The sequence below is a fragment of the Pseudomonas moraviensis genome, assembly GCF_900105805.1.
Lineage (GTDB): Bacteria > Pseudomonadota > Gammaproteobacteria > Pseudomonadales > Pseudomonadaceae > Aquipseudomonas > Aquipseudomonas moraviensis_A.
Genome location: NZ_LT629788.1, coordinates 3,367,106 through 3,389,725, shown reverse-complemented (window position 1 = coordinate 3,389,725; position 22,620 = coordinate 3,367,106). Strand labels below are relative to the sequence as shown.

Here is a 22,620-nt window from a genome sequence, read left to right as displayed (position 1 = left end):
GAATGCAAGGAGTATAGAGGCGGTTTCCAAGCTGCAAGGCGTAGTGGCACATTGGTGGTAACGATTTTGCCATTAGCCTCATAGCGATTCGCGCTAAGGCTCAGGCAATGCGCTCCAGCGGCAGGTCGTTCCAGTGTGGCGGCAAGGGTGGCAAGCCGTGGGCGGCGCGGGCCTTGTCGCAGTCGGGGTTGTGCTCGCCGTTCTCCCATGACGCCTCGAACTCGCGGCAGGTGCTCGAGCGTTTGTCATAGATCGTGCAGGCCACAGCGCTGCCGACCTCACCCGCCAGAGACGTGCAACGCGCCGGCTTGCGGTCGGTGCCGATCATCGCCACTCGGCTCGGGGTGATCTGTGCGACCAGTTCATCGGGCACCGTCCCGCCAGCGGATGAGCACTCACCCCAGAAAAAAGACACGCGAAAATGGGAACAGCAGGCACCGCAATTCAGACACGGACTGGCTTCGGACATGGGCGGGGGTATCAAAGGGATTGATCGGAAGATCCGGACGGATCCGGCGGCCATTCTAGGCGTTGCCATGGCGTTGGGAAGGGGGGCGCGAAACTATTTTTTTGTCGCCGGATTTTGCCGGAAAAGCCCCGTATGGCGGGGGATTCCAGACTTATCAAGGGCTTACGTTTCGTTACAGTGCGATGGGCCGATATCAGGCTGACGAATGATGACAGACAGCCCCCGCGCGCCTGACTAGATTGCAGGTTCCGGGCTCGACGCGCTGGCAGTGAAGCCCTCATAACAATAAAGAGACGGACCCATGCAGAACTCGACCCAAGCGGCGAATGCCTGGCGCATTCTGTTCCTGCTGTTCCTCGCCAACCTGTTCAATTTCTTCGACCGCACCATCCCGGCGATCATCATCGAACCGATCCGCATGGAATGGCACCTCAGCGACTTTCAGCTGGGCATCATCGGCACCGCGTTCACCGTGGTTTATGCGATCGCCGGCCTGCCGCTGGGGCGCATGGCCGACACCGGTTCGCGCAGCAAACTGATGGGCTGGGGCCTGGCGACGTGGAGCGCGCTGACCGCCGTCAACGGTCTGGTCGGCAGTTTCTGGAGCTTCCTGATCGTGCGCATGGGCATCGGCATCGGAGAGGCCAGTTACGCACCAGCGGCGAACTCGCTGATCGGTGACCTGTTTCCCGCACACCGTCGGGCACGGGCGATGGGTATCTTCATGCTTGGCCTGCCGCTGGGGCTGCTGCTGGCGTTCTTCACCATCGGCGCGATGGTCAAGGCCTTCGACAGCTGGCGCGCGCCGTTCTTCATTGCCGCCGTGCCGGGGCTGATCCTCGCGGTTTTCATGTTCTTCATCAAGGAGCCGAAACGCGGCGCGGCTGAAACCGTGCAGGTCTCGCAAGAGAGGGTCGACAAGCCGATCCGTCGCGTCCTCGCCGTGCCGACTTTCCTGTGGCTGGTGATGGCCGGGCTGTGCTTCAACTTCGCCACCTATGCCTGCAACTCGTTTCTGGTGCCGATGCTGCAGCGCTATTTCCTCATGCCGTTGCAGGAGGCGGCGGTGGCCACCGGATTTATCGTCGGCGTCACCGGGCTGGTCGGGCTGACCCTCGGCGGCTGGATCGCCGACAAGATTCATCAGCGGTTCGCCAGTGGGCGCCTGCTGTTTGCGGCGTTCAGTCTGATCATCTCGACCTTGTGCACGGCGTGGGCGCTGCATGCCGGACGCGTCGAGATCGGCGTGTTCGTTGCGGTGTTCAGCGTCGGCTGGCTGTTCGCCTACAACTTTTACACCTGCGTGTACACGGCGATTCAGGACGTGGTCGAACCGCGCCTGCGGGCGACGGCGATGGCGTTGTTCTTTGCCGGTCTGTATTTGCTGGGGGGCGGGTTAGGGCCGGTAGTCGTCGGTGGGCTGTCGGATCACTTCGCACACACGGCGATGCTGTCGGCGGGCGCTGAGCAGATGACCGAAGCGTTCAAGGCAGTCGGTCTGCATGACGCGATGTACCTGATTCCGGTCGCGCTGTTTTTGACCATGGTCTTTCTGTTTCTGGCATCGCGCTGTTTCGTGCGGGATGCGCAGCGGATGAAGGACGGGTTGGTGGCGGTGGTTGAGCCAGAAATTGCAGCGGCGACTGCTTAACCGCTATCGCGAGCAGGCTCACTCCTACAAGGGGAACGCATTCCAACTGTAGGAGTGAGCCTGCTCGCGATAGGGCAATTAGCATCAACCCTTGAATTTCAGGCAAACAAAAAGGCCCGCATCACTGCGGGCCTGTTTGTTTTCAGCGGTGGAGCAGGGCGGTTAGCCCGCCACCAGCACCCGAATCGCTTCCAGGCGCAACGCCGCTTTGTCCAGCATCGCCAGACCCTGCTCACGCTGAGTGCGCAAGGCTTCCAGTTCGCTGTCGCGCACGGTCGGGTTGACCGCTTGCAACGCGGTCAGGCGCGCCAGTTCTTCGTCGGTGTCGGCGGCCAGACGGCGGCGCGCTTCGGCCACACGTTCGGCGTGACGCGGGGCGATCTTTTCTTCGCCGGCGTTGATCCGAGGTGTCAGCTGATCGCGCTGGGCCTGGATGAACTTGTTGGCGCTGGCGCGCGGCACGCTTTCCAGCTGGTCGTTGAGGGTTTCGAAGGAGACCCGTGGCGACAGGTCATTGCCGTTGGCGTCGAGCAGGCAGCGCAGTGCCGCCGGTGGCAGGTAGCGCCCCAGTTGCAGCGAACGCGGTGCGACCACTTCGCTGACGTAGAGCAATTCCAGCAACACGGTGCCCGGTTTCAGCGCCTTGTTCTTGATCAGCGCGACGGCGGTGTTACCCATCGAGCCGGACAGCACCAGGTCCATGCCGCCCTGCACCATCGGGTGTTCCCAGGTGATGAACTGCATGTCCTCGCGCGACAGCGCCTGGTTGCGGTCGTAGGTGATGGTCACGCCTTCGTCGTCGCCCAGCGGGAAACTGGCGTCGAGCATCTTTTCGCTCGGCTTGAGGATCAGGGCGTTTTCCGAATGGTCTTCGCTGTCGATGCCGAACGCGTCGAACAGGGTTTCCATGTAGATCGGCAGGGCGAACTGGTCGTCCTGCTCGAGGATCGCCTCGACCAGCGCTTCACCTTCGCCAGCGCCGCCGGAATTGAGTTCCAGTAGACGGTCGCGGCCGGTGTGCAGCTCGGCTTCGAGACGTTCACGCTCGGCGCGCGCTTCGTCGATCAGCGCTTGCCACTCGCCGTCGTCCGCTTCTTCGAGCAGCGGTAGCAGGCGCGGGCCGAACTGATGCTGCAAGGCGTTGCCGGTCGGGCAGGTATTGAGGAACGCGTTGAGCGCTTCGTGGTACCACTGGAACAGGCGCTGTTGCGGACTGGTTTCCAGGTACGGCACGTGCAGTTCGATGATGTGCTTCTGGCCGATCCGGTCGAGACGACCGATGCGCTGCTCGAGCAGGTCCGGGTGCGACGGCAGATCGAACAGCACCAGATGGTGAGCGAACTGGAAGTTGCGACCTTCACTGCCGATTTCCGAGCAGATCAGCACCTGTGCGCCGAACTCTTCGTCGGCGAAGTAGGCGGCGGCGCGGTCGCGCTCAAGGATGTTCATGCCTTCGTGGAACACCGTGGCCGGGATGCCGGAACGCACGCGCAGGGCGTCTTCCAGGTCCATAGCGGTTTCGGCGTGGGCGCAGATCACCAGCACTTTGGTGCGCTTGAGCATTTTCAGCTGATCGATCAGCCACTCGACGCGCGGATCGAATTTCCACCAGCGCTCTTCTTCACTGGCGTCCGGCTGCGCCTGAAAGCTGACTTCCGGATACAGCTCGGCGTGTTCGCCCAGTGGCAGTTCGAGGTATTCGGCCGGGCACGGCAGCGGGTACGGATGCAGTTTGCGCTCCGGGAAACCCTGCACCGCGGCACGGGTGTTGCGGAACAGCACGCGGCCGGTGCCATGGCGATCAAGCAGTTCACGGACCAGGCGCGCACTGGCTTCTGTGTCGCCATCGTTGACCGCGGTCAGCAGCGCTTCGCCTTCGTTGCCGAGGAAACCGTGAATGGTTATGTGCGCTTCGGCCGAGAGACGGCCCTTGTCGAGCAGTTCCTGCACGGCTTCGGCCACCGGGCGATAGTTCTCGCTCTCGGCGCGGAACGCGGCCAGGTCGTGGAAACGGTTCGGGTCGAGCAGGCGCAGACGGGCGAAGTGACTGTCCTGACCGAGTTGTTCCGGGGTCGCGGTGAGCAGCAGCACGCCGGGAATCACTTCGGCCAGTTGTTCGACCAGCGAATATTCCGCGCTGGCCTTGTCTTCGTGCCACACGAGATGATGCGCTTCATCGACCACCATCAGATCCCAACCGGCGGCGAACAAGGCGTCCTGCGCCTTCTCGTCATCGACCAGCCATTCCAGCGCAACCAGCGCCAGTTGCGTGTCTTCGAACGGGTTGGTGGCATCGCTCTCGATGAAGCGCTCTTCGTCGAACAGCGCGACCTGCAGGTTGAAACGGCGGCGCATCTCCACCAGCCATTGATGCTGGAGGTTCTCCGGGACCAGGATCAGCACGCGATTGGCGCGGCCCGAGAGCAACTGGCGGTGGATGACCAGACCGGCCTCGATGGTTTTACCCAGGCCCACTTCGTCCGCCAGCAGTACACGCGGGGCGATACGGTCGGCGACTTCACGGGCGATGTGCAACTGGTGCGCGATCGGCTGCGCCCGCACGCCGCCCAGGCCCCACAGCGAGGACTGCAACTGGCGGCTGGTGTGTTCAAGAGTGTTGTAGCGCAGGGAGAACCACGGCAGCGGATCGATCTGCCCGGCGAACAGACGGTCGCTGGCCAGGCGGAACTGAATGAAGTTCGACAGCTGGGTTTCCGGCAGAGTGACGACTTCGTTCTGCCCGTTGAGGCCGTGATAGACCATCAGCCCGTCGACGTCGTCGACCTGCTGCACGGTCATCTTCCAGCCTTCGAAATGGGTGATGGAGTCGCCGGGCGAGAACCGCACACGGGTCAGGGGCGCATTCCGTAGCGCGTACTGGCGGGTTTCGCCAGTGGCCGGGTAAAGCACGGTCAACAAGCGGCCGTCCTGTGCCAGAACGGTGCCTAAACCAAGCTCTGCTTCGCTGTCACTGATCCAGCGTTGCCCCGGTTGATACTGCTGCGCCATGCTGCCTGACTCCCACCTTGAAAAAGCGGGCTATCTTAACGGAATGAGGGCTTCAGGGCCAAAGATTACTGGCGTAGGAGCTGCCGAAGGCTGCGATCTTTTGATCTTTGGGAACACTTGGGTTTTGCGTTGTCCCATGAAAGATCGCAGCCTGCGGCAGCTCCTACGGGTGCGAGGTGCATCACACAATTACGACAGGCGGCTCAAGGCGCCTGCCCCCCAGCCGATAGCCTGCAGACAGGAGACCTTTATATGTTGCCACCGATGCTCCCCTTGAGCGCTGTGCCGATCACTTCCCAGCAGGATCCGATCCGCCAGCGGCCGGACATTCCGCCGGTGGTGCCGGTGCAGGAAAGCTCCAACGAAAGCACGATCGATCTGCAGAAGCGTGATCCGGAAGAGGATCGGCTGCTGGCCCGAGAGGAACAACGCCGTCAGCAGGAACGTGATCGTCGGCGCCGCGAGGCGGACGAAGATCCTGAAGAGCATCTGGCCGTGCCGGGCACCGAGCTGAACGCTGACAATACCGTGCCAGTGGTGCCGCTGATTGACGATCAGCCGCGTCAGGGACTGTGGGTCGACATCGAGATTTGAGCTGTCACTGGTCAGCGCCAGCGCCACGCGGCATGATTGGCGCAATCCTGCCGGTGATCGGCAGCTGTGATCTCTTTTGCGATGTGCCGAACGCCATGAGCCAAGACGACAAACTGATCGACCTCAACACCGAACGCGCCAAGCGTGTGCATGACCTCAACGAAAAGCGCCTGAACGAAGTGCGCAACGCCTTCGAGCAGGCGATGCCGTTGGGAAAAACCAAGAAAAAGTCGAAGAACAAACCGAAAAAGCGTTGATCTCCCGCCGCATCCATTGATGCAGGTCAGTTATTTCCCCTCCTTTGATTTCCTTCCTTGCGGATATTGATCCTGGTCAATGTGCGCGCCTGTGTGTTTGCTAATTTGAACCCATCGCAGCAAAGCAGGGCCAGGAGGCCAGTCATGTTTTTCGATAACGTGGTGTTTGCCGGAGTTCTGACGGTGGGGCTCATGGTGCTGTTTTTTGCAGGGTTTGGATTTTTTATCTGGAAGGATGCGCATAAGCGGCGCAAGTGAGTTCTTCTGGATTTGATGGGCACGCAAGGCATTTTGGGGCGACTTCGGTTGCCCCTTTTTTTTGGTCGTGGCGGCCTGTGGGCCGGCCAGGCTCTGGTTGGTTTGGGTGAATATCCGGATGTTTCGCTGCGGCGGCTGGCGGTTTCGCCCTTACGGCGAGGCACTTTTTCCAGACGCCGAAAAAGTACCCAAAAAGGCTTGCTCCTGCGTTCGGCCCTCGCAGGCTCGGGTTCCTTCGCTGCGGGATCGATCCTGGCGCAGCGGCTCCGGTTTGCTTCGCTGCACCTCCTTCCGCTGTGTCTGGCTGCGCCAGACGGTCGCTGCGCTCCCACGCCCGGATCAATCCCTCCACTCAGCCTTCCGAAGTCGCCTGTGGATCAAGATCAAAAGCACTCGAGCTAACGCTCATTGTTGAGTGGTGAAAAGCGTGTGGTGTGCTTTGGATCTGTGTTGGATTCGCCCCTCACCCCAGCCGTCTCCCGAGGGAGAGGGAGCCGATTTGCGGGTTTTTCAGAATCTGCATTCGACTCGGTATCTCACGTCAGCGTATTTCGCCTAAACACCTCGGTCAGTCCCCTCTCCCTCCGGGAGAGGGCTAGGGTGAGGGGCTTTTGATCTTGTGCGTATTTGCATTCGACTCGATATCCCAGGCCGGCGTGCTTCGCCCAATCACCCCGTTCAGTCCCCTCTCCCTCCGGGAGAGGGTTAGTGAGGGGCTCTTGATCTGGCTTTTGCTTTGCTTCGGCTCTTGATCTTTTGCCCCTTCGGCAGGCTTCGTTACGGGATTGATCCGGGGGTGGGAGCGCAGCGACCGTACGACGCAGTCGTACACAGCGAGTGTAGGTGCAGCGGAGCAAACCGGAGCCGCTGCGCCCGGATCGATCCCGTAACGAAGGTACCCCGAGCCCCAGCGAGCGGGCCGTACGCCGGGGCAAAGCCTTTTGGGTTACCTTTTCGGCGTTTGGAAAAGGTGACTCGCTGTAAGAGCGAAACCATAAGAAGCCGTTACCGCAGCAACGGATATACACACAAACTCAAAACCAAAAAAAGGCGCGATTCCAAAGAATCGCGCCTCCTTCACAAGCAGCAATCGATCAACTACCCAAAGCCTTCGAAGCCAACCAGAACAACCCGGCCGACAGCGCCACAGTCGCCGGCAGGGTCAACACCCAGGCCAGCAGAATAGTCTTCACCGTGCCACCCTGCAGGCCGCTTTTATTGGCAACCATGGTCCCGGCGACACCCGAAGACAGCACGTGAGTGGTCGACACCGGCAGGCTGAAAATATTGGCCATGCCGATCAGACTGGCCGTGGTGATCTGCGCCGACATGCCCTGCGAATAGGTCATGCCCTGCTTGCCGATCTTCTCGCCAATGGTCAGCACCACGCGCTTCCAGCCCACCATGGTGCCCAGGCCCAGCGCCAGGGCGACCGCCAGAATCACCCAGAACGGCGCGTATTCGGTGGTGGTGGTCAGGTCCTTGCGCAGCTTGTCGAGGTCAGCCTTTTCACGGGCTTCCAGGCCAGGCAATTTGCCGACTTTCTTCGCCGTGTCGTCCAGGCAGAGCAGGTAGCGACGCACTTCGATGCGGCTTTCCGACGACAGCGAATGGTAGTCCGCTACGCCTTTAAGCGTGTGCAGCAGAGCGGTGATGGTCGGTTCGGTCTGCTGCGGGTTGCAGCGGAATTTCTCCGGCAAGTCGCCTTCCACGCTCTTGCCCAGGGCCAGGAACTCACCCAGCGAATCGGCGTTGCGCTGGTAGAACTGGCTCAGGTGCAGGGTCGCGTCGCGGGTGCGTTCGATCTGGTAGGTGGTGCTGTTCAGATCGAGCACGAACTGCGCCGGCACGATACCGATCAGCACCAGCATGATCAGGCCGATGCCTTTCTGGCCGTCGTTGGAACCGTGCACGAAGCTCACGGCCATGGCCGAGATCACCAGGACCAGACGGTTCCAGAACGGCGGGTGTTTCTTGTCGTCGATCTTGCGGCGCTGTTCCGGCGTCTTGTGCATCTTCGACAGCGGGCGCCACCACTTCAGGCCGATCAGCACCAGCGCGGCGATGAGGAAGCCGGCCATCGGCGAGAACACCAGCGAGGCGCCGATGTCGATCGCTTTCTGCCAGTTCACGCCATCGGCCAACGGGATGTCGTTGATCAGCGCGTTGGCCAGGCCGACACCGAGGATCGAGCCGATCAGGGTGTGCGAGCTGGAAGCCGGGATACCGAAGTACCAGGTGCCCAAATTCCAGGCGATTGCCGCGGCGAGCAACGAGAACACCATCGCCAGGCCATGGCCGGTGTTCACATTGATCAGCAGCTCAACCGGCAGCAGATGGACAATGGCATACGCCACACCCACGCCGCCCAGCAGCACGCCGAGGAAATTGAACACACCGGAAAAGAACACCGCCAGGTGCGGCGGCATGGCTTTGGTGTAGATAACAGTGGCTACCGCGTTAGCGGTGTCATGAAATCCATTGATGAACTCGAAGGCGAGGACAAACGTCAGGGCGAGCAAGAGGCTCACAAGCACCCAAGCATCCAGTCCGCTGAATAAATCGATCATGAAGGTTTTCTGACCCGGTCGTAAGGGGGCGCGATTATGCCAGAAAAGACAGGAAATCGATGCCCCGTCTGCTCACTGGTCTCACCCTTGTTCGATTTAATTTGTTGCAGGGCGTGAAAACCAGGCGTCACGAAGGGTTTTTCAACTATTTGATTTTTCTAGTGAAAATTGATTTTCAAGAGTGTTTTTCCGGCGCTTTGGCGCCTCAAACGTTTGTCTGAAATATCTCTGAAACCTGTGGGACGTTCGTTCTTGAGCCACACAATAGCGATGCAGCCGCTGCCCGCGGGTAGCGGGCGCGCGAGGTGTCGTCTTGCCACCGCGCTGAGGCTCGGGTGGACGCCGACTCTGGAATGTTCAGCAGCCGTGGCTCATGGCTCTTCGGCTTTGAGTTCCTTCTCGATTTTTTCGATTTCCTGCTTGAACACCTGATCCTGAACGGTAGGGCGCTTGCGCCATGCCTTGCGTTCCGGTTCCGGCTGAGCGGCGTAGGTGGTGACTTCCCCGCCGTAAACTTCCTTGTAACGTTGTTCCTGGCGCTCTAGTTCCGCGCGCAGTTCGTCTTTCGTCACGGTGTTACCTGTATGAGTTGAATTGAATATCCGGTGAAACACACTGCAACGAGTCAATTGAGCGAACCCGTCAGTCATCCACAGCCCGATCAGGCAGGGTGACATTGGAGAGGCGATCAAGACTTCCGTGTTACAGGCGGCTACGGCACCAGATAAAAACTGACGCAGCATCAGTTTCCTGTTTCAGCGAGCGCTGGCGTTGCATGTGTAATGGGCGCCGGGCGCTGGCCGGGGCTGAGACGAAGGGCCTCGTTCAGCAAGTCGCGGGCTTTGGATTAAAGCGCCGCGACTAGGGTGCATTATAGCGGTCGATTCGGGAATGACTATCTTTGCCAAGTTAAAAACGGTTCTGAATGTGTGACGGGTTTGTTGCTGGCAACTTTTGCCCATAGTTGAGTGTAACGACAGCGTTATAGAAACAGGCGTTCTGTTTTTGGCGCCATTAACTAGAACAACCAAGTTGTGAGCAGAATCGATAAAGGCGACTCAGGGCAATGGAAAGGCGCGCTGGGCTGGATTGCGATTATCGGTCGGCGGTTCGATAATCGCCCAATGTTGATGCCCCGGTGCTTGTGCATCGCGTGGCGAGCCGTTTGACTAGGCATTGATGCGTGCCGGACAAGGACAAGAAATGAACGATCAAATGCGCAACTCCTTCACGTCGGTGGCGCCGCCCATCGTCGCCTCGCCGGCCAAGCGCATTCAGGCGCTGACCGGTGATCCGGATTTCATGACCTCGCTGGCCCGTGGCCTGGCGGTGGTGCAGGCATTTCAGGAACGCAAGCGTCACCTGACCATTGCACAGATCAGCCATCGCACGGAAATTCCCCGCGCCGCCGTGCGCCGTTGCCTGCACACGCTGATCAAGCTCGGCTACGCCACCACCGACGGCCGTACCTATTCGTTGCTGCCGAAGGTGCTGACCCTCGGCCACGCCTATTTGTCCTCGACGCCGCTCGCCGTTTCCGCCCAGCCCTATCTCGACCGCATGAGCGAGCAACTGCACGAAGCCTGCAACATGGCGACGCTGGAGGGCGATGACATTCTCTACATTGCCCGCTCGGCGACCACGCAGCGGTTGATCTCGGTAGACCTTTCGGTCGGCGGGCGTCTCCCTGCGTATTGCACGTCGATGGGCCGGATTCTGTTGGCAGCGCTGGATGACACTTCGCTGGGCGAATACCTCGACCACGCTGAACTCGTCGCCAAGACCAGCCGCACCATTCACACGCCCGACGCTTTGCTTGAATGTTTGCAGCAAGTGCGTCAGCAGGGCTGGTGCATTGTCGATCAGGAACTGGAACAGGGCCTGCGCTCGATCGCCGTGCCGGTATACGACGCCTCCGGGCAAGTGGTTGCGGCGCTGAATGTCAGCACCCACGCCGGCCGGGTCAGTCGCGCCGAGTTGGAGCAGCGCTTTCTGCCGGGCCTGCTCAGCGCCAGTCGCGACCTCAGTGCGCAGTTGTTCGCCTGAGGAAGCTGTTCGATAAACGCACAGTGTTGCGTTTATCGAATTGACGCTAAAACCCTCGGATCATTAATGTCGCGGCAGCGTCATCCGGTGCTGACGTGTATGAGCCCGCCGGACTGTCGACCACGATAATAATGACAAGAGGCAACTCACCATGCGCCCGATCCCCGTCTGTCTGTGTTTCACCCGTTGTTGCCGGGTCCCGCGCAACGCCTGATTACAACCTTCTAATCTTGTGACCGTGCCGTGCTCTGGCCGGCCGCCGTTCGACTGCGTTTTTTGCGTGGAATAAAAATAATGAACCAGCCTCAGTCCGCTGTGGGTAACTGCCTCGATGTGCAGACCTTCATCAACGACCAACCGATCTCGCGCTATCAGTGGCGGGTGGTGATCCTGTGTTTCCTGATCGTATTTCTCGATGGTCTCGACACTGCCGCCATGGGCTTCATCGCCCCGGCGCTGTCGCAGGACTGGGGTATCGATCGCGCCAGCCTCGGCCCGGTGATGAGTGCCGCGCTGATCGGCATGGTCTTCGGTGCCCTCGGCTCCGGCCCTCTGGCTGACCGCTTCGGACGAAAAGTCGTACTCGTTGGCGCGGTGGTTCTGTTCGGCGGCTTCAGCCTGGCCTCGGCGTACAGCACCAACGTCGAACAACTGCTGGTGTTGCGCTTCCTGACCGGGCTCGGTCTCGGTGCGGGCATGCCCAACGCCACCACGCTGCTCTCGGAATACACCCCGGAGCGCAAGAAGTCGCTGCTGGTGACGAGCATGTTCTGCGGCTTCAATCTCGGCATGGCCGGCGGTGGTTTCATCTCGGCAAAACTGATCCCGGCGTTCGGCTGGCACGCCTTGCTGATGATCGGCGGGATCCTGCCGCTGATCCTCGCGGTTGTGCTGCTGTTCTGGCTGCCGGAATCGGCGCGTTACCTGGTGGTGCGCAACCGTGGCACCGACAAAGTGCGCAAGACCCTGGCACCGATCGATCCGATCACCGTCGCTCAGGCTTCGAGCTTCAGTGTGCCGGAACAGAAAACCGTCAAGGCGCGCAATGTCTTCGCGGTGATTTTCTCCGGTACTTACAGCACTGGCACGCTGCTGTTGTGGCTGACCTATTTCATGGGCCTGGTGATCGTCTACCTGCTGACCAGTTGGTTGCCGACGCTGATGCGCGACAGCGGCGCGAGCATGGAGCAGGCCGCGTTTATCGGTGCGTTGTTCCAGTTCGGCGGCGTGTTGAGTGCGGTCGCTGTGGGCTGGGCGATGGACCGCTTCAATCCGCACAAGGTCATCGGCATTTTCTACCTGCTGGCCGGGGTATTTGCCTACGCGGTAGGGCAGAGCCTGGGCAACATCACCTTGCTGGCGACGCTGGTGCTGGTGGCGGGCATGTGTGTGAACGGCGCGCAATCGGCGATGCCGTCGCTGGCAGCCCGCTTCTACCCGACTCAGGGCCGCGCGACCGGGGTGTCGTGGATGCTCGGCATCGGCCGCTTTGGCGCGATCCTCGGCGCGTGGATGGGCGCGACCTTGCTCGGCCTGGGCTGGAATTTCGAGCAGGTGCTGACCGCACTGGTGATCCCGGCCGGCCTGGCAACGGCGGCGGTGCTGATCAAGGGCGTGGTCAGTCACGCCGATGCGACCTGACCGGGCATGAATCTTTATTGAACATGCCGGCCTCTTCGCGAGCAGGCTCGCTCCCACTCTGGAATGCATTTCCCTGTGGGAACGAGCCTGCTCGCGAAGCTTTTGATCTGATTGTTAGGTGAACAACAATCCGTGCGATAAACGAACACTCAGTCGATTATCGGATTGTTTGGCGATTTTCCCAGGCTTAATCTTCAGTGACTCCGGCGCTGAACCTCGCGCCTTTTTATCACTGGCGATTCCTTACAAAAGAACAGGAGCCCGCTCCATGGCTGAGATCCTTTCGCTGCACGACGCGGTGAAGCAATTCGTCAACGACGGCGATACCGTCGCCCTCGAAGGCTTCACTCACCTGATCCCTACGGCAGCGGGTCATGAAATCATTCGTCAGGGCAAGAAAGATCTGACGCTGGTGCGGATGACGCCGGACCTGATCTACGACCAACTGATCGGCGCCGGTTGCGCGCGCAAACTGATTTTCTCCTGGGGCGGCAACCCGGGTGTGGGCTCGCTGCACCGTCTGCGTGACGCGGTCGAGAAGCAATGGCCGCACGCCCTGGAAATCGAAGAGCACAGCCATGCCGACCTCGCCAATGCCTATGTCGCTGGCGCGTCCGGCCTGCCGTTCGCGGTGCTGCGTGCCTACGCCGGTTCCGACCTCCCGAAGGTCAATCCGCTGATCAAAACCGTGACCTGCCCGTTCACCGGCGAAGTGCTGGCGGCAGTGCCATCGGTACGCCCCGACGTCACCGTGATTCATGCGCAGAAGGCCGACCGCAAAGGCAACGTGCTGCTCTGGGGCATTCTCGGTGTGCAGAAAGAAGCCGCGCTGGCGGCCAAACGCTGCATCGTCACCGTGGAAGAAATCGTCGACGACCTCAACGCACCGATGAACGCCTGTGTACTGCCGACCTGGGCCTTGAGCGCGGTCTGCCATGTACCGGGTGGCGCGCATCCGTCCTACGCCCACGGTTACACCGAGCGTGACAATCGTTTCTATCAGGCGTGGGACCCGATCGCTCGCGACCGTGAGACGTTTACCGCGTGGATCAACGAATACATCCATGGCTGCGCTGATTTCAGCGAATTCCAGGCCAAGTTGGCCGCTGCTTCGGAGGCCAAGTAATGACTTACACCACCAATGAAATGATGACCGTCGCTGCGGCCCGGCGCCTGAAGAACGGCTCGGTGTGCTTCGTCGGCATCGGCCTGCCGTCGAAAGCCGCCAACCTTGCGCGTCTGACTTCATCGCCGGACGTGGTGCTGATCTACGAATCCGGCCCGATTGGCGCCAAGCCGAGCGTGCTGCCACTGTCCATCGGTGACGGCGAGCTGGCCGAAACCGCCGACACCGTCGTGCCGACCGGTGAGATTTTTCGCTATTGGCTGCAGGGCGGGCGCATCGACGTCGGTTTTCTCGGCGCCGCGCAGGTCGACCGTTTCGGCAACATCAACACCACCGTGGTCGGCGACTACCACGCGCCGAAAGTGCGTCTGCCGGGTGCCGGTGGCGCGCCGGAGATTGCCGGTTCGGCGAAAAGCGTGCTGATCATCCTTAAACAGTCGGCGCGTTCGTTTGTCGACAAACTCGATTTCATCACCTCCGTCGGTCACGGCGAGGGTGGCGATTCGCGCAAACGTCTGGGCCTGCCGGGTGCCGGGCCGGTGGGGATCATCACCGACCTGTGCATCATGGAACCGGAGGAGGGCACTAACGAGTTCGTGGTCACCGCGTTGCATCCGGGCGTGACCCGCGAGCAAGTGGTCGCCGCCACCGGTTGGGCGATCCGTTTTGCCGAATCCGTTGAAACCACTGCTGAGCCGACCGACGTCGAGCTGACCGCGCTGCGTGATCTTGAAGCGCGCACCGCCGCCGCCCACGGTCAGGCACCGGGAGAAGCATGATGCGTGACGTGTATATCTGCGACGCGATTCGCACCCCCATCGGCCGTTTCGGCGGCGCACTGTCCGGCGTTCGCGCCGATGACCTGGCCGCCGTGCCGATCAAAGCCTTGATGGAGCGCAATCCATCGGTGGACTGGAATGCAGTCGATGAGGTGTTCCTTGGCTGCGCCAACCAGGCTGGCGAAGACAACCGCAACGTTGCACGCATGGCGCTGCTGCTCGCCGGTCTGCCGGACAGCGTGCCCGGCGTGACCCTCAATCGTCTTTGCGCCTCGGGCATGGACGCCATCGGCACTGCGTTTCGTGCGATTGCCAGCGGCGAAATGGAGCTGGCAATTGCCGGCGGCGTCGAGTCGATGTCCCGCGCGCCGTTCGTGATGGGCAAGGCTGATGCGGCGTTCTCGCGCAACATGAAACTGGAAGACACCACCATCGGCTGGCGTTTCATCAACCCGCTGATGAAGGCGCAGTACGGCGTCGATGCCATGCCGCAAACCGCTGACAACGTCGCCGACGACTACCAGGTTTCGCGTGAGGATCAGGACGCCTTTGCCCTGCGCAGTCAGCAACGTACCGCTGCCGCTCAAGCCGCCGGTTACTTCGCTGAAGAAATCGTCGAAGTGCGCATCGCTCATAAAAAAGGCGAAACCGTGGTCAGCCAGGACGAGCATCCGCGCGCCGACACCACAATTGAAGCGCTGGCCAGACTGAAACCCGTCAACGGCGCGGACAAAACCGTCACCGCCGGCAATGCCTCTGGCGTTAACGATGGCGCCGCGGCGCTGATACTTGCCTCGGCTGAAGCGGTGAAAAAACACGGCCTGACCGCCCGCGCGAAAGTGCTCGGCATGGCCAGCGCCGGCGTCGCACCGCGGGTGATGGGCATCGGCCCGGTGCCAGCGGTGCGCAAACTGACCGAGCGCCTCGGCGTCGCGGTCAGCGATTTTGACGTGATCGAACTCAATGAGGCGTTTGCCAGCCAAGGCTTGGCGGTGCTGCGTGAGCTGGGTCTGGCGGATGACGCTACGCAGGTCAACCCGAACGGTGGCGCGATTGCCCTCGGTCACCCATTGGGCATGAGCGGCGCACGACTGGTGCTGACTGCCCTGCATCAGTTGGAAAAGACCGGTGGCAAGAAAGGTCTGGCGACCATGTGCGTCGGTGTCGGCCAAGGTCTGGCCCTGGCCATCGAACGCGTCTGACGCGCTGCGGCACTTACAAGAATTGAGGAAAGTGAAATGACTGACAAGCCTGGTTATCGTCGCCCACAGGCAGGCACTCAGCCTGACTACCTGCACCCGACGTATCAATCCACCAACCTGCGCTCGCCGTCCAAGCCTTTGGTGTACCTGCCCCATTCACTCTCGGAAATCACCGGTCCGACCATCGGTGCCGAACACGTTGCCGAGAAAGACAACGACCTGACCGCGCAGCACGCCGGCGAGCCGTTGGGCGAGCGCATCATTATTCACGGCCGTGTGCTCGATGAAGACGGTCTGCCGGTGCCGGGGATTCTCGTGGAGATCTGGCAGGCCAACGCCGCCGGTCGCTACAACCACGCCCGCGACCTGCACGATGCGCCGCTGGACCCGAACTTCACCGGCACCGGCCGCACCGTTACCGATGCCGACGGCTGGTACCAGTTCCAGACCATCAAGCCCGGGGCTTACCCGTGGGGCAACCACCACAACGCCTGGCGCCCGGCGCACATCCACTTTTCGCTGTTCGGGCCGAGCATCCTTACGCGTCTGGTCACGCAGATGTACTTCCCCGGCGATCCGTTGCTCGCGTATGACCCGATCTACAACTGCGTGCCGGACACCTCGGCCAAGGAACGCCTGATCGCCAGCTTCGATCTGGAAAAAACCATTCCGTCCTACGCCCTCGGTTACCGTTGGGACATCGTGCTGCGCGGGCGTGAAGCCACGCCGATGGAGAAATAAGATGACCCTCTATGCGACCACGTCCCACACCGTCGGGCCGTATTACCACATCGGCCTGACCTGGCTGAACCGCGAAACCCTGGCCAACGAGCTGACCCTCGGCGAGCGCGTGGCGATCACCGGCCAGGTGGTCGACGGCAATGGCGATGTCGTCAACGACGCCATGCTGGAAGTCTGGCAGGCCAACGCCGTCGGCAAATATGACCACCCGGAAGACCAGCAGGACAAACCGCTCGATCCGAATTTCGAAGGCTTCGGTCGGGTGCCGGTGGACGCCGAAGGGCGCTTCCGTTTCACCACGATCAAACCCGGCACCGTGCCCGGCCTGAAAGGCTCGACCCAGGCGCCGCATCTGGTGGTGCTGGTGTTTGCCCGTGGTCTGGTCAAGCACTTGCTGACGCGGATTTATTTTGAGGGTGAGCCGGCGAACGTCGATGATCCACTGCTCGAATGCGTCCCGGCTGAACGCCGCGATACGTTGCTGGCGAAGCAGGATGCGTCCGGTGTTTACCAGTGGAACGTGATTCTGCAGGGCACTGATGCCGAGACGGTGTTCTTCGACTATTGAAAGAACACCATCAATCCCTGTAGGAGTGAGCCTGCTCGCGATGGCAGTGTGTCAGATTTAAATGGTCTGAATGACACACCGCCATCGCGAGCAGGCTCACTCCTACAAGGGAACTGTGTTGCAGATGGAACTGTGGAACGGGACTGTTGCAAAGTATGTCTAGACTGTGACTGTCCCTATCGAGTGAAAAAACAATGACAACGCCCACCTCCCATTACACCGGTGAAGAGCGCAGCAAGCGCATTTTCGCCATTGTCGGCGCTTCGTCCGGCAACCTCGTCGAATGGTTCGACTTCTACGTCTACGCCTTCTGCGCGATCTATTTCGCCCCGGCGTTTTTCCCCTCCGATAACCCTACCGTGCAACTGGTCAACACCGCTGGCGTGTTCGCTGCCGGGTTCCTGATGCGGCCGATTGGTGGCTGGATTTTCGGCCGCGTTGCTGACAAGCACGGGCGCAAGAATTCGATGCTCATCTCGATCCTGATGATGTGCTTCGGCTCGTTGCTGATCGCCTGCTTGCCAACGTACAAGGACATCGGCGTCTGGGCGCCGGTGCTGTTGTTGTTTGCGCGCTTGCTGCAAGGCCTGTCGGTCGGCGGCGAGTACGGCACCACCGCGACCTACATGAGCGAAGTCGCGCTCAAGGGCCAGCGTGGTTTCTTCGCTTCGTTCCAGTACGTGACGCTGATCGGCGGGCAACTGCTGGCGGTGTCGCTGGTGGTGGTGCTGCAACAGTTCCTCACTGAAGAAGATCTGCGCGCCTACGGCTGGCGCATTCCGTTCGTGGTCGGTGCGGTGGCGGCGCTGATTTCGCTGTTCCTGCGTCGTTCGCTGAAGGAAACCACCAACGAAGAAACCCGTGCACACAAGGATGCCGGCAGCATCACCGCACTGTTCCGCGATCACAAGGCGGCGTTCATCACCGTGCTCGGCTACACCGCTGGCGGCTCGCTGATTTTCTACACCTTCACCACCTACATGCAGAAATACCTGGTGAACACCGCCGGCATGCACGCCAAGACCGCCAGCTACATCATGACCGGCGCGCTGTTCCTGTATATGTGCATGCAGCCGCTGTTCGGCATGCTTGCCGACAAGATCGGCCGGCGCAACTCGATGCTCTGGTTCGGCGCCCTCGGCACGCTGTTCACCGTACCGATCCTGCTCAGCCTGAAAAGCATCAGCAGTCCGTTCCTCGCCTTCGTGCTGATCACCCTGGCGCTGGCGATCGTCAGTTTCTACACCTCGATCAGCGGTCTGGTGAAAGCCGAGATGTTCCCGCCGGAAGTGCGCGCCCTGGGTGTCGGCCTGGCTTACGCGGTGGCCAATGCAATCTTCGGCGGCTCGGCGGAATTCGTCGCCCTGAGCCTCAAGGCCGGCGGTATGGAAAACGCCTTCTACTGGTACGTCACGGCGATGATGGCGGTGGCCTTCCTGTTCAGCTTGCGGTTGCCCAAGCAGGCGAAGTATTTGCACCACGATCTCTAACCCGAAGTGCGCGGGCCGTTCTGGCCCGCGCCGGCAAGGACTGTTTATGACTCAGCGACCGGGCAATCAATTGTTCGATGCCTACTTCACCGCCCGCGATATGCGCGAGGTGTTCTGCGATCAGGGCCGGGTGCAGGCGATGCTCGATTTCGAAGCGGCGCTGGCCCGGGCCGAAGCGCGGGTCGGGCTGATTCCTTCTTCGGCCGTGGCACCGATCGCCGCAGCGTGCGATGCGCACCTGTATGACTTCGCCGCATTGGGTGAGGCGATTGCCACGGCCGGCAATTCGGCGATTCCGCTGGTCAAGGCGTTGGGCAAACAGATCGCCTCGAGCGATGCCGAAGCCGAGCGCTATGTGCATCTGGGCGCGACCAGTCAGGACGTGATGGATTCCGGGCTGGTCCTGCAATTGCGTCAGGCGCTGGCGCTGATCGAAGACCAACTGACGCATCTGGCCGACTCACTTGCCGCCCACGCACAACGTTTCGCCACCACACCATTGGCCGGGCGCACCTGGCTGCAACACGCGACGCCAGTGACGCTGGGCATGAAGATCGCCGGTTGGCTGGGCGCTGTGACGCGCAGCCGCCAGCGTCTGCGAGAACTCAAGCCACGGCTGCTGGTGCTGCAATTCGGTGGCGCGTCGGGGACGCTCGCGGCGCTGGGCGAGCAGGGGTTGCCGATTGCTCAAGCGCTGGCCGAAGAACTGCAACTGAGCCTGCCCGAGCAACCGTGGCACACCCAGCGCGATCGCATCGTCGAGTTCGGCGCGGTGCTTGGCTTGATTGCCGGCAGCCTCGGCAAATTCGGTCGCGACATCAGCCTGTTGATGCAGACCGAAGCGGCGGAAGTGTTCGAACCCGCCGCACCGGGCAAGGGCGGTTCGTCGACCATGCCGCACAAGCGCAACCCGGTCGGCGCGGCGGTGCTGATCGGCGCGGCAACGCGGGTGCCGGGGCTGGTATCGACACTGTTCAGCGCCATGCCGCAGGAGCACGAACGCAGCCTCGGTTTGTGGCACGCCGAATGGGAAACCCTGCCGGAGATCTGCTGCCTGGTGTCCGGTTCGCTGCAGCAGGCGCGTTTGCTCGCCGATGGCCTGGAGGTCGACGCCGCACGCATGGCCAGCAACCTCGAATTGACCCAAGGGCTGGTGCTGGCCGAAGCGGTGAGTATCGTCCTCGCGCAACGAGTGGGCCGCGACACCGCGCATCATCTGCTCGAACAATGCTGCAAGCGCGCGGTGGCCGAACAACGCCATTTGCGCGCCGTACTCGGTGACGAGCCGCAAGTCACCGCCGAACTCAGCGGTGCTGAACTCGATGATCTTCTGAACCCGGCGCATTACCTTGGTCAGGCGCAAGTCTGGGTCGAGCGCGCGGTGGCCGAACACAACGCTTTGACTGTCTGAAGGAGAGGGCTGTGGCTTTCGTTCAACTCGCCGATGGCGAACTGCATTATCAAATAGAAGGCCCGGCCGATGCGCCGGTGCTGGTGCTGTCCAACTCGCTGGGCACCGACCTGCACATGTGGGACGCGCAGATGCCGGCGTTCACCGAGCATTTTCGCGTGCTGCGTTTCGACACTCGCGGCCACGGACAATCGCTGGTCACCGAAGGGCCGTACAGCATCGAGCAACTGGGCCACGACGTGCTCGGTCTGCTGGATGCGCTGCACATCGAGCGCGCGCATTTCTGCGGACTGTCGATGGGCGGGCTGATCGGTCAGTGGCTGGGTATTAACGCCGGGCATCGTTTGCACAAGCTAGTCGTCTGCAACACCGCAGCGAAGATCGGTGATCCGTCGGTGTGGAATCCACGCATCGAAACCGTGTTGCGCGACGGCCCGGCGGCGATGGTCGCGCTGCGTGATGCCTCGATCGCGCGCTGGTTTACTCCGGACTTTTCGGCGGCGCATCCCGAGGCGGCGAAGAAGATTACCGACATGCTCGCCGCGACCAATCCGCAGGGCTATGCGGCCAATTGCGCGGCGGTGCGCGATGCCGATTTCCGTGAACAACTGGCTTCGATCAATGTGCCGTTGCTGGTGATTGCCGGCAGCGAAGATGCGGTGACGCCGCCGTCCGGCGGGCATTTCATCCGCGATCATGTGCGCGGCGCCGAGTACGCCGAGTTCTATGCGGCGCATTTGTCCAACGTGCAGGCCGGCACCGATTTCAGCGACCGGGTGCTGGCGTTTTTGCGAGCTCAGTGAGGAAGATTTTGTGGACGAGAAACAACGTTACGACGATGGCATGCAAGTGCGCCGCGCGGTACTGGGTGATGCCCACGTCGATCGCAGCCTGACCACGCTGACCGAGTTCAACTCGGAATTCCAGGAGATGATCACCCGCCACGCCTGGGGCGACATCTGGACCCGCCCGGGCCTGCCCCGGCACACACGCAGCCTGATCACCATCGCCATGCTGATCGGCATGAACCGCGAAGGCGAACTGAAACTGCACCTGCGCGCCGCGGCCAATAATGGCGTCAGCCGTGGCGAGATCAAGGAAGTGATCATGCAGAGCGCGATCTACTGCGGGATTCCGGCGGCGAATGCGACGTTTCATCTGGCGGAATCGGTTTGGGATGAGCTAGGCGTCGAATCTCGAGAATAATGGCGACCGGTCTGCCGCTTTCGCGAGCAGGCTCGCTCCCACAGTTGGAAATGCGTACCCGTGTAGGAGCTGCCGAAGGCTGCGATCTTTTGATCTTGTTTTTAAAAAATCAAACTCAAAAGATCGCAGCCTTCGGCAGCTCCTACAAGGATCGGTAGTTAGAGCAGGCTGATCGGGTAGCTGACGATCAAGCGGTTCTCATCAAACTCGTTATTGCTGAAATCCCGGCGCATCGTCGAGTTGCGCCATCTGACGTTCAAGTCTTTCAACGTGCCGCTCTGCACCGTGTAACCCAGTTCCGATTCGCGACCCCATTCCTTGCCGTCGGTAATCGTCCCGGTGTGCACGTTGTCGCCACTGATGTAGCGGTTCATCAGGGTCAGACCGGGGATGCCCATGGCGGCGAAATTGTAGTCGTGGCGCAGTTGCCAGGAGCGTTCCTGAGCGTTGTCATAACTGGCGTTGTAGCTGTCGTTGGCCAGGGTGCCGCCACTGGTGCCGTTGACCCGCATCCACGCGCTGTCGCCGGTCAGTTTCTGCAGGCCGACGTAGAACGTGTTGCCGCCGTATTTGGCGGAAAACATCCCGTACCAAGTCTTGTTGTCGAGATCGCCGGCGCGGGCGCTGCCATCTTCCTTGCCATAGAAAAAGCCGAGGTTGGCGCCCAGCGTCCAGTCGCCGAGCGGCTGGCTATGCAGCACGTTGAGGTACTGCTGGCTGTAGATGTCCTTGAGCTGCGCGTTCCATAAGCCGATCTGCGTGCGCTTGTCGTTGAACAGGTATTCGCCGCCCTGGAAGTTGAAACGGTCAGAGGTGAACGCGGCTTTGCCGGTCATCGACATGTCGCTCATGCTGCTGTCGTCGCGCGGGCTGTTGGCGCGGAACTGGCCGCCATAGAGGGTCAGGCCAGCGATTTCCTTCGAAGTGATCTGGCCGCCACGAAAAGTCTGCGGCAACGAACGACCGTCGTCCGAACGCAGGATCGGCAGCACTGGCATCCACTCACCGACCTTGACTTCGGTCTGCGAGAGTCTGGCCTTGAACGCGACGTTGGTGCGGCCGAAGTTGTCCGCCGGGCGACCGTCATGGTCCAGTGGCAACAACTGCGTACCGCCCGTGCCTTTACCGCCATCAAGCTTGACCGAATACAGCCCGAGCACGTCCATGCCGAAACCGACGGTGCCTTGGGTGAAGCCGGATTTCGCGTCGAGGATGAAACTCTGCGTCCACTCTTCAGCCTTGCCCTGGGCTTTGGTCGGGTTGGTGAAGTTGCGGTTGATGTAGAAGTTGCGCAGGTTGAGGTTGACCTTGGCGCCTTCGACGAAGCCACCTTCTTCGGCGCTGGCTGGCAGGGCCAGACCGGCGATGGCCAGGGCGATCACACCGGGCAATGCATAAGGCACAGGGAAAACTGTCATGGACTTGGGTCTCTCTTGTTTTTTTAGGGCGAACGGCTGCGCTGTCGCGGCGGGTGCGGCGCAGGCAAAGTGATGCGTGTCTGAGGTTAAGCGGTGGCGGTCAGCCGGGCGGGGCAGGGCGCTGGAGCATGGTGTCGAACCTTGTTGTTATTGGTTTTCTGGGTCGAATGGTGAAGGGCGCGGA

Annotated in this window: 20 protein-coding genes; 15 read left to right on the top strand and 5 right to left on the bottom strand. The window is 61.2% G+C overall.

Annotation, left to right across the window (positions count from 1 at the left end):
• Nucleotides 1-100 precede the first annotated feature (100 nt).
• The gene (locus BLU71_RS15070; RefSeq protein WP_042608197.1) at nt 101-469 is read right to left on the bottom strand and encodes a YkgJ family cysteine cluster protein; all 369 of its coding nucleotides are present in this window, start codon (nt 467-469) and stop codon (nt 101-103) included.
• Nucleotides 470-770: 301 nt separating this feature from the next.
• On the opposite strand from BLU71_RS15070, the gene BLU71_RS15065 reads away from it, so the two are divergent.
• The gene (locus tag BLU71_RS15065) at nt 771-2,120 is read left to right on the top strand and encodes a spinster family MFS transporter (protein ID WP_083353400.1); all 1,350 of its coding nucleotides are present in this window, start codon (nt 771-773) and stop codon (nt 2,118-2,120) included.
• 162 nt (nt 2,121-2,282) lie between these two features.
• Here BLU71_RS15065 and rapA read toward each other — a convergent pair whose 3' ends face one another.
• On the bottom strand, nt 2,283-5,129 hold the full coding sequence (rapA, locus tag BLU71_RS15060; protein ID WP_083353399.1) for an RNA polymerase-associated protein RapA: 2,847 nt from the start codon (nt 5,127-5,129) through the stop codon (nt 2,283-2,285).
• 252 nt (nt 5,130-5,381) lie between these two features.
• Here rapA and BLU71_RS15055 point away from each other — a divergent pair, with 252 nt between their 5' ends.
• The 3 genes from BLU71_RS15055 to ccoM all read left to right on the top strand — a co-directional run bounded on the left by BLU71_RS15055 (nt 5,382) and on the right by ccoM (nt 6,238).
• The gene (locus BLU71_RS15055; RefSeq protein WP_024011931.1) at nt 5,382-5,723 is read left to right on the top strand and encodes a hypothetical protein; all 342 of its coding nucleotides are present in this window, start codon (nt 5,382-5,384) and stop codon (nt 5,721-5,723) included.
• A gap of 32 nt (nt 5,724-5,755) precedes the next feature.
• Nucleotides 5,756-5,980 (top strand): hypothetical protein, encoded by a 225-nt coding sequence (locus BLU71_RS15050; protein WP_042608194.1) that lies wholly within the window; start codon nt 5,756-5,758, stop codon nt 5,978-5,980.
• Between the two features lie 144 nt (nt 5,981-6,124).
• On the top strand, nt 6,125-6,238 hold the full coding sequence (gene ccoM / locus BLU71_RS28005; RefSeq protein WP_016771346.1) for a cytochrome c oxidase subunit CcoM: 114 nt from the start codon (nt 6,125-6,127) through the stop codon (nt 6,236-6,238).
• A 1,094-nt stretch (nt 6,239-7,332) separates the two neighbouring features.
• Here the strand turns inward: ccoM and BLU71_RS15045 are convergent.
• Together BLU71_RS15045 and BLU71_RS15040 are read right to left on the bottom strand one after the other, a co-directional pair.
• Entirely contained in the window at nt 7,333-8,808 is a 1,476-nt protein-coding gene (locus BLU71_RS15045) for an inorganic phosphate transporter (protein ID WP_042608193.1), read from the bottom strand.
• A 371-nt stretch (nt 8,809-9,179) separates the two neighbouring features.
• Nucleotides 9,180-9,380 carry a hypothetical protein gene (locus BLU71_RS15040; protein ID WP_008080067.1) on the bottom strand — a complete coding sequence of 67 codons (201 nt, stop codon included), beginning with the start codon at nt 9,378-9,380 and terminating at the stop codon, nt 9,180-9,182.
• A 631-nt stretch (nt 9,381-10,011) separates the two neighbouring features.
• On the opposite strand from BLU71_RS15040, the gene pcaR reads away from it, so the two are divergent.
• The 11 genes from pcaR to pcaC all read left to right on the top strand — a co-directional run bounded on the left by pcaR (nt 10,012) and on the right by pcaC (nt 21,018).
• The gene (gene pcaR / locus BLU71_RS15035; RefSeq protein ID WP_016771343.1) at nt 10,012-10,854 is read left to right on the top strand and encodes a pca regulon transcriptional regulator PcaR; all 843 of its coding nucleotides are present in this window, start codon (nt 10,012-10,014) and stop codon (nt 10,852-10,854) included.
• A gap of 294 nt (nt 10,855-11,148) precedes the next feature.
• Complete coding sequence (locus tag BLU71_RS15030; RefSeq protein ID WP_083353398.1) at nt 11,149-12,495, top strand: MFS transporter; 1,347 nt, start codon at nt 11,149-11,151, stop codon at nt 12,493-12,495.
• Between the two features lie 268 nt (nt 12,496-12,763).
• Nucleotides 12,764-13,621 (top strand): CoA transferase subunit A, encoded by an 858-nt coding sequence (locus BLU71_RS15025; protein ID WP_024011937.1) that lies wholly within the window; start codon nt 12,764-12,766, stop codon nt 13,619-13,621.
• Complete coding sequence (locus tag BLU71_RS15020; RefSeq protein WP_042608191.1) at nt 13,621-14,400, top strand: CoA-transferase subunit beta; 780 nt, start codon at nt 13,621-13,623, stop codon at nt 14,398-14,400. Before BLU71_RS15025 ends, BLU71_RS15020 begins: the two co-directional genes overlap by 1 nt.
• Nucleotides 14,397-15,602: a 3-oxoadipyl-CoA thiolase gene (gene pcaF, locus BLU71_RS15015; RefSeq protein ID WP_173867348.1), complete on the top strand. Its 1,206-nt coding sequence runs from the start codon at nt 14,397-14,399 to the stop codon at nt 15,600-15,602. Before BLU71_RS15020 ends, pcaF begins: the two co-directional genes overlap by 4 nt.
• A 36-nt stretch (nt 15,603-15,638) precedes the next feature.
• Nucleotides 15,639-16,343: a protocatechuate 3,4-dioxygenase subunit beta gene (gene pcaH, locus BLU71_RS15010; protein WP_042608189.1), complete on the top strand. Its 705-nt coding sequence runs from the start codon at nt 15,639-15,641 to the stop codon at nt 16,341-16,343.
• Nucleotide 16,344: 1 nt separating this feature from the next.
• Nucleotides 16,345-16,911 carry a protocatechuate 3,4-dioxygenase subunit alpha gene (pcaG, locus tag BLU71_RS15005; protein ID WP_064364185.1) on the top strand — a complete coding sequence of 189 codons (567 nt, stop codon included), beginning with the start codon at nt 16,345-16,347 and terminating at the stop codon, nt 16,909-16,911.
• Nucleotides 16,912-17,105: 194 nt separating this feature from the next.
• Nucleotides 17,106-18,401 carry an MFS family transporter gene (locus BLU71_RS15000; protein WP_039762664.1) on the top strand — a complete coding sequence of 432 codons (1,296 nt, stop codon included), beginning with the start codon at nt 17,106-17,108 and terminating at the stop codon, nt 18,399-18,401.
• Nucleotides 18,402-18,447: 46 nt separating this feature from the next.
• Nucleotides 18,448-19,812 (top strand): 3-carboxy-cis,cis-muconate cycloisomerase, encoded by a 1,365-nt coding sequence (locus BLU71_RS14995; protein WP_083353396.1) that lies wholly within the window; start codon nt 18,448-18,450, stop codon nt 19,810-19,812.
• Between the two features lie 11 nt (nt 19,813-19,823).
• On the top strand, nt 19,824-20,615 hold the full coding sequence (gene pcaD, locus BLU71_RS14990; protein WP_064364183.1) for a 3-oxoadipate enol-lactonase: 792 nt from the start codon (nt 19,824-19,826) through the stop codon (nt 20,613-20,615).
• 10 nt (nt 20,616-20,625) lie between these two features.
• On the top strand, nt 20,626-21,018 hold the full coding sequence (pcaC, locus tag BLU71_RS14985) for a 4-carboxymuconolactone decarboxylase (RefSeq protein ID WP_025110738.1): 393 nt from the start codon (nt 20,626-20,628) through the stop codon (nt 21,016-21,018).
• 158 nt (nt 21,019-21,176) lie between these two features.
• Here the strand turns inward: pcaC and BLU71_RS14980 are convergent, their stop codons facing one another.
• Nucleotides 21,177-22,436: an OprD family porin gene (locus tag BLU71_RS14980; protein ID WP_083353395.1), complete on the bottom strand. Its 1,260-nt coding sequence runs from the start codon at nt 22,434-22,436 to the stop codon at nt 21,177-21,179.
• Between the last annotated feature and the right edge of the window lie 184 nt (nt 22,437-22,620).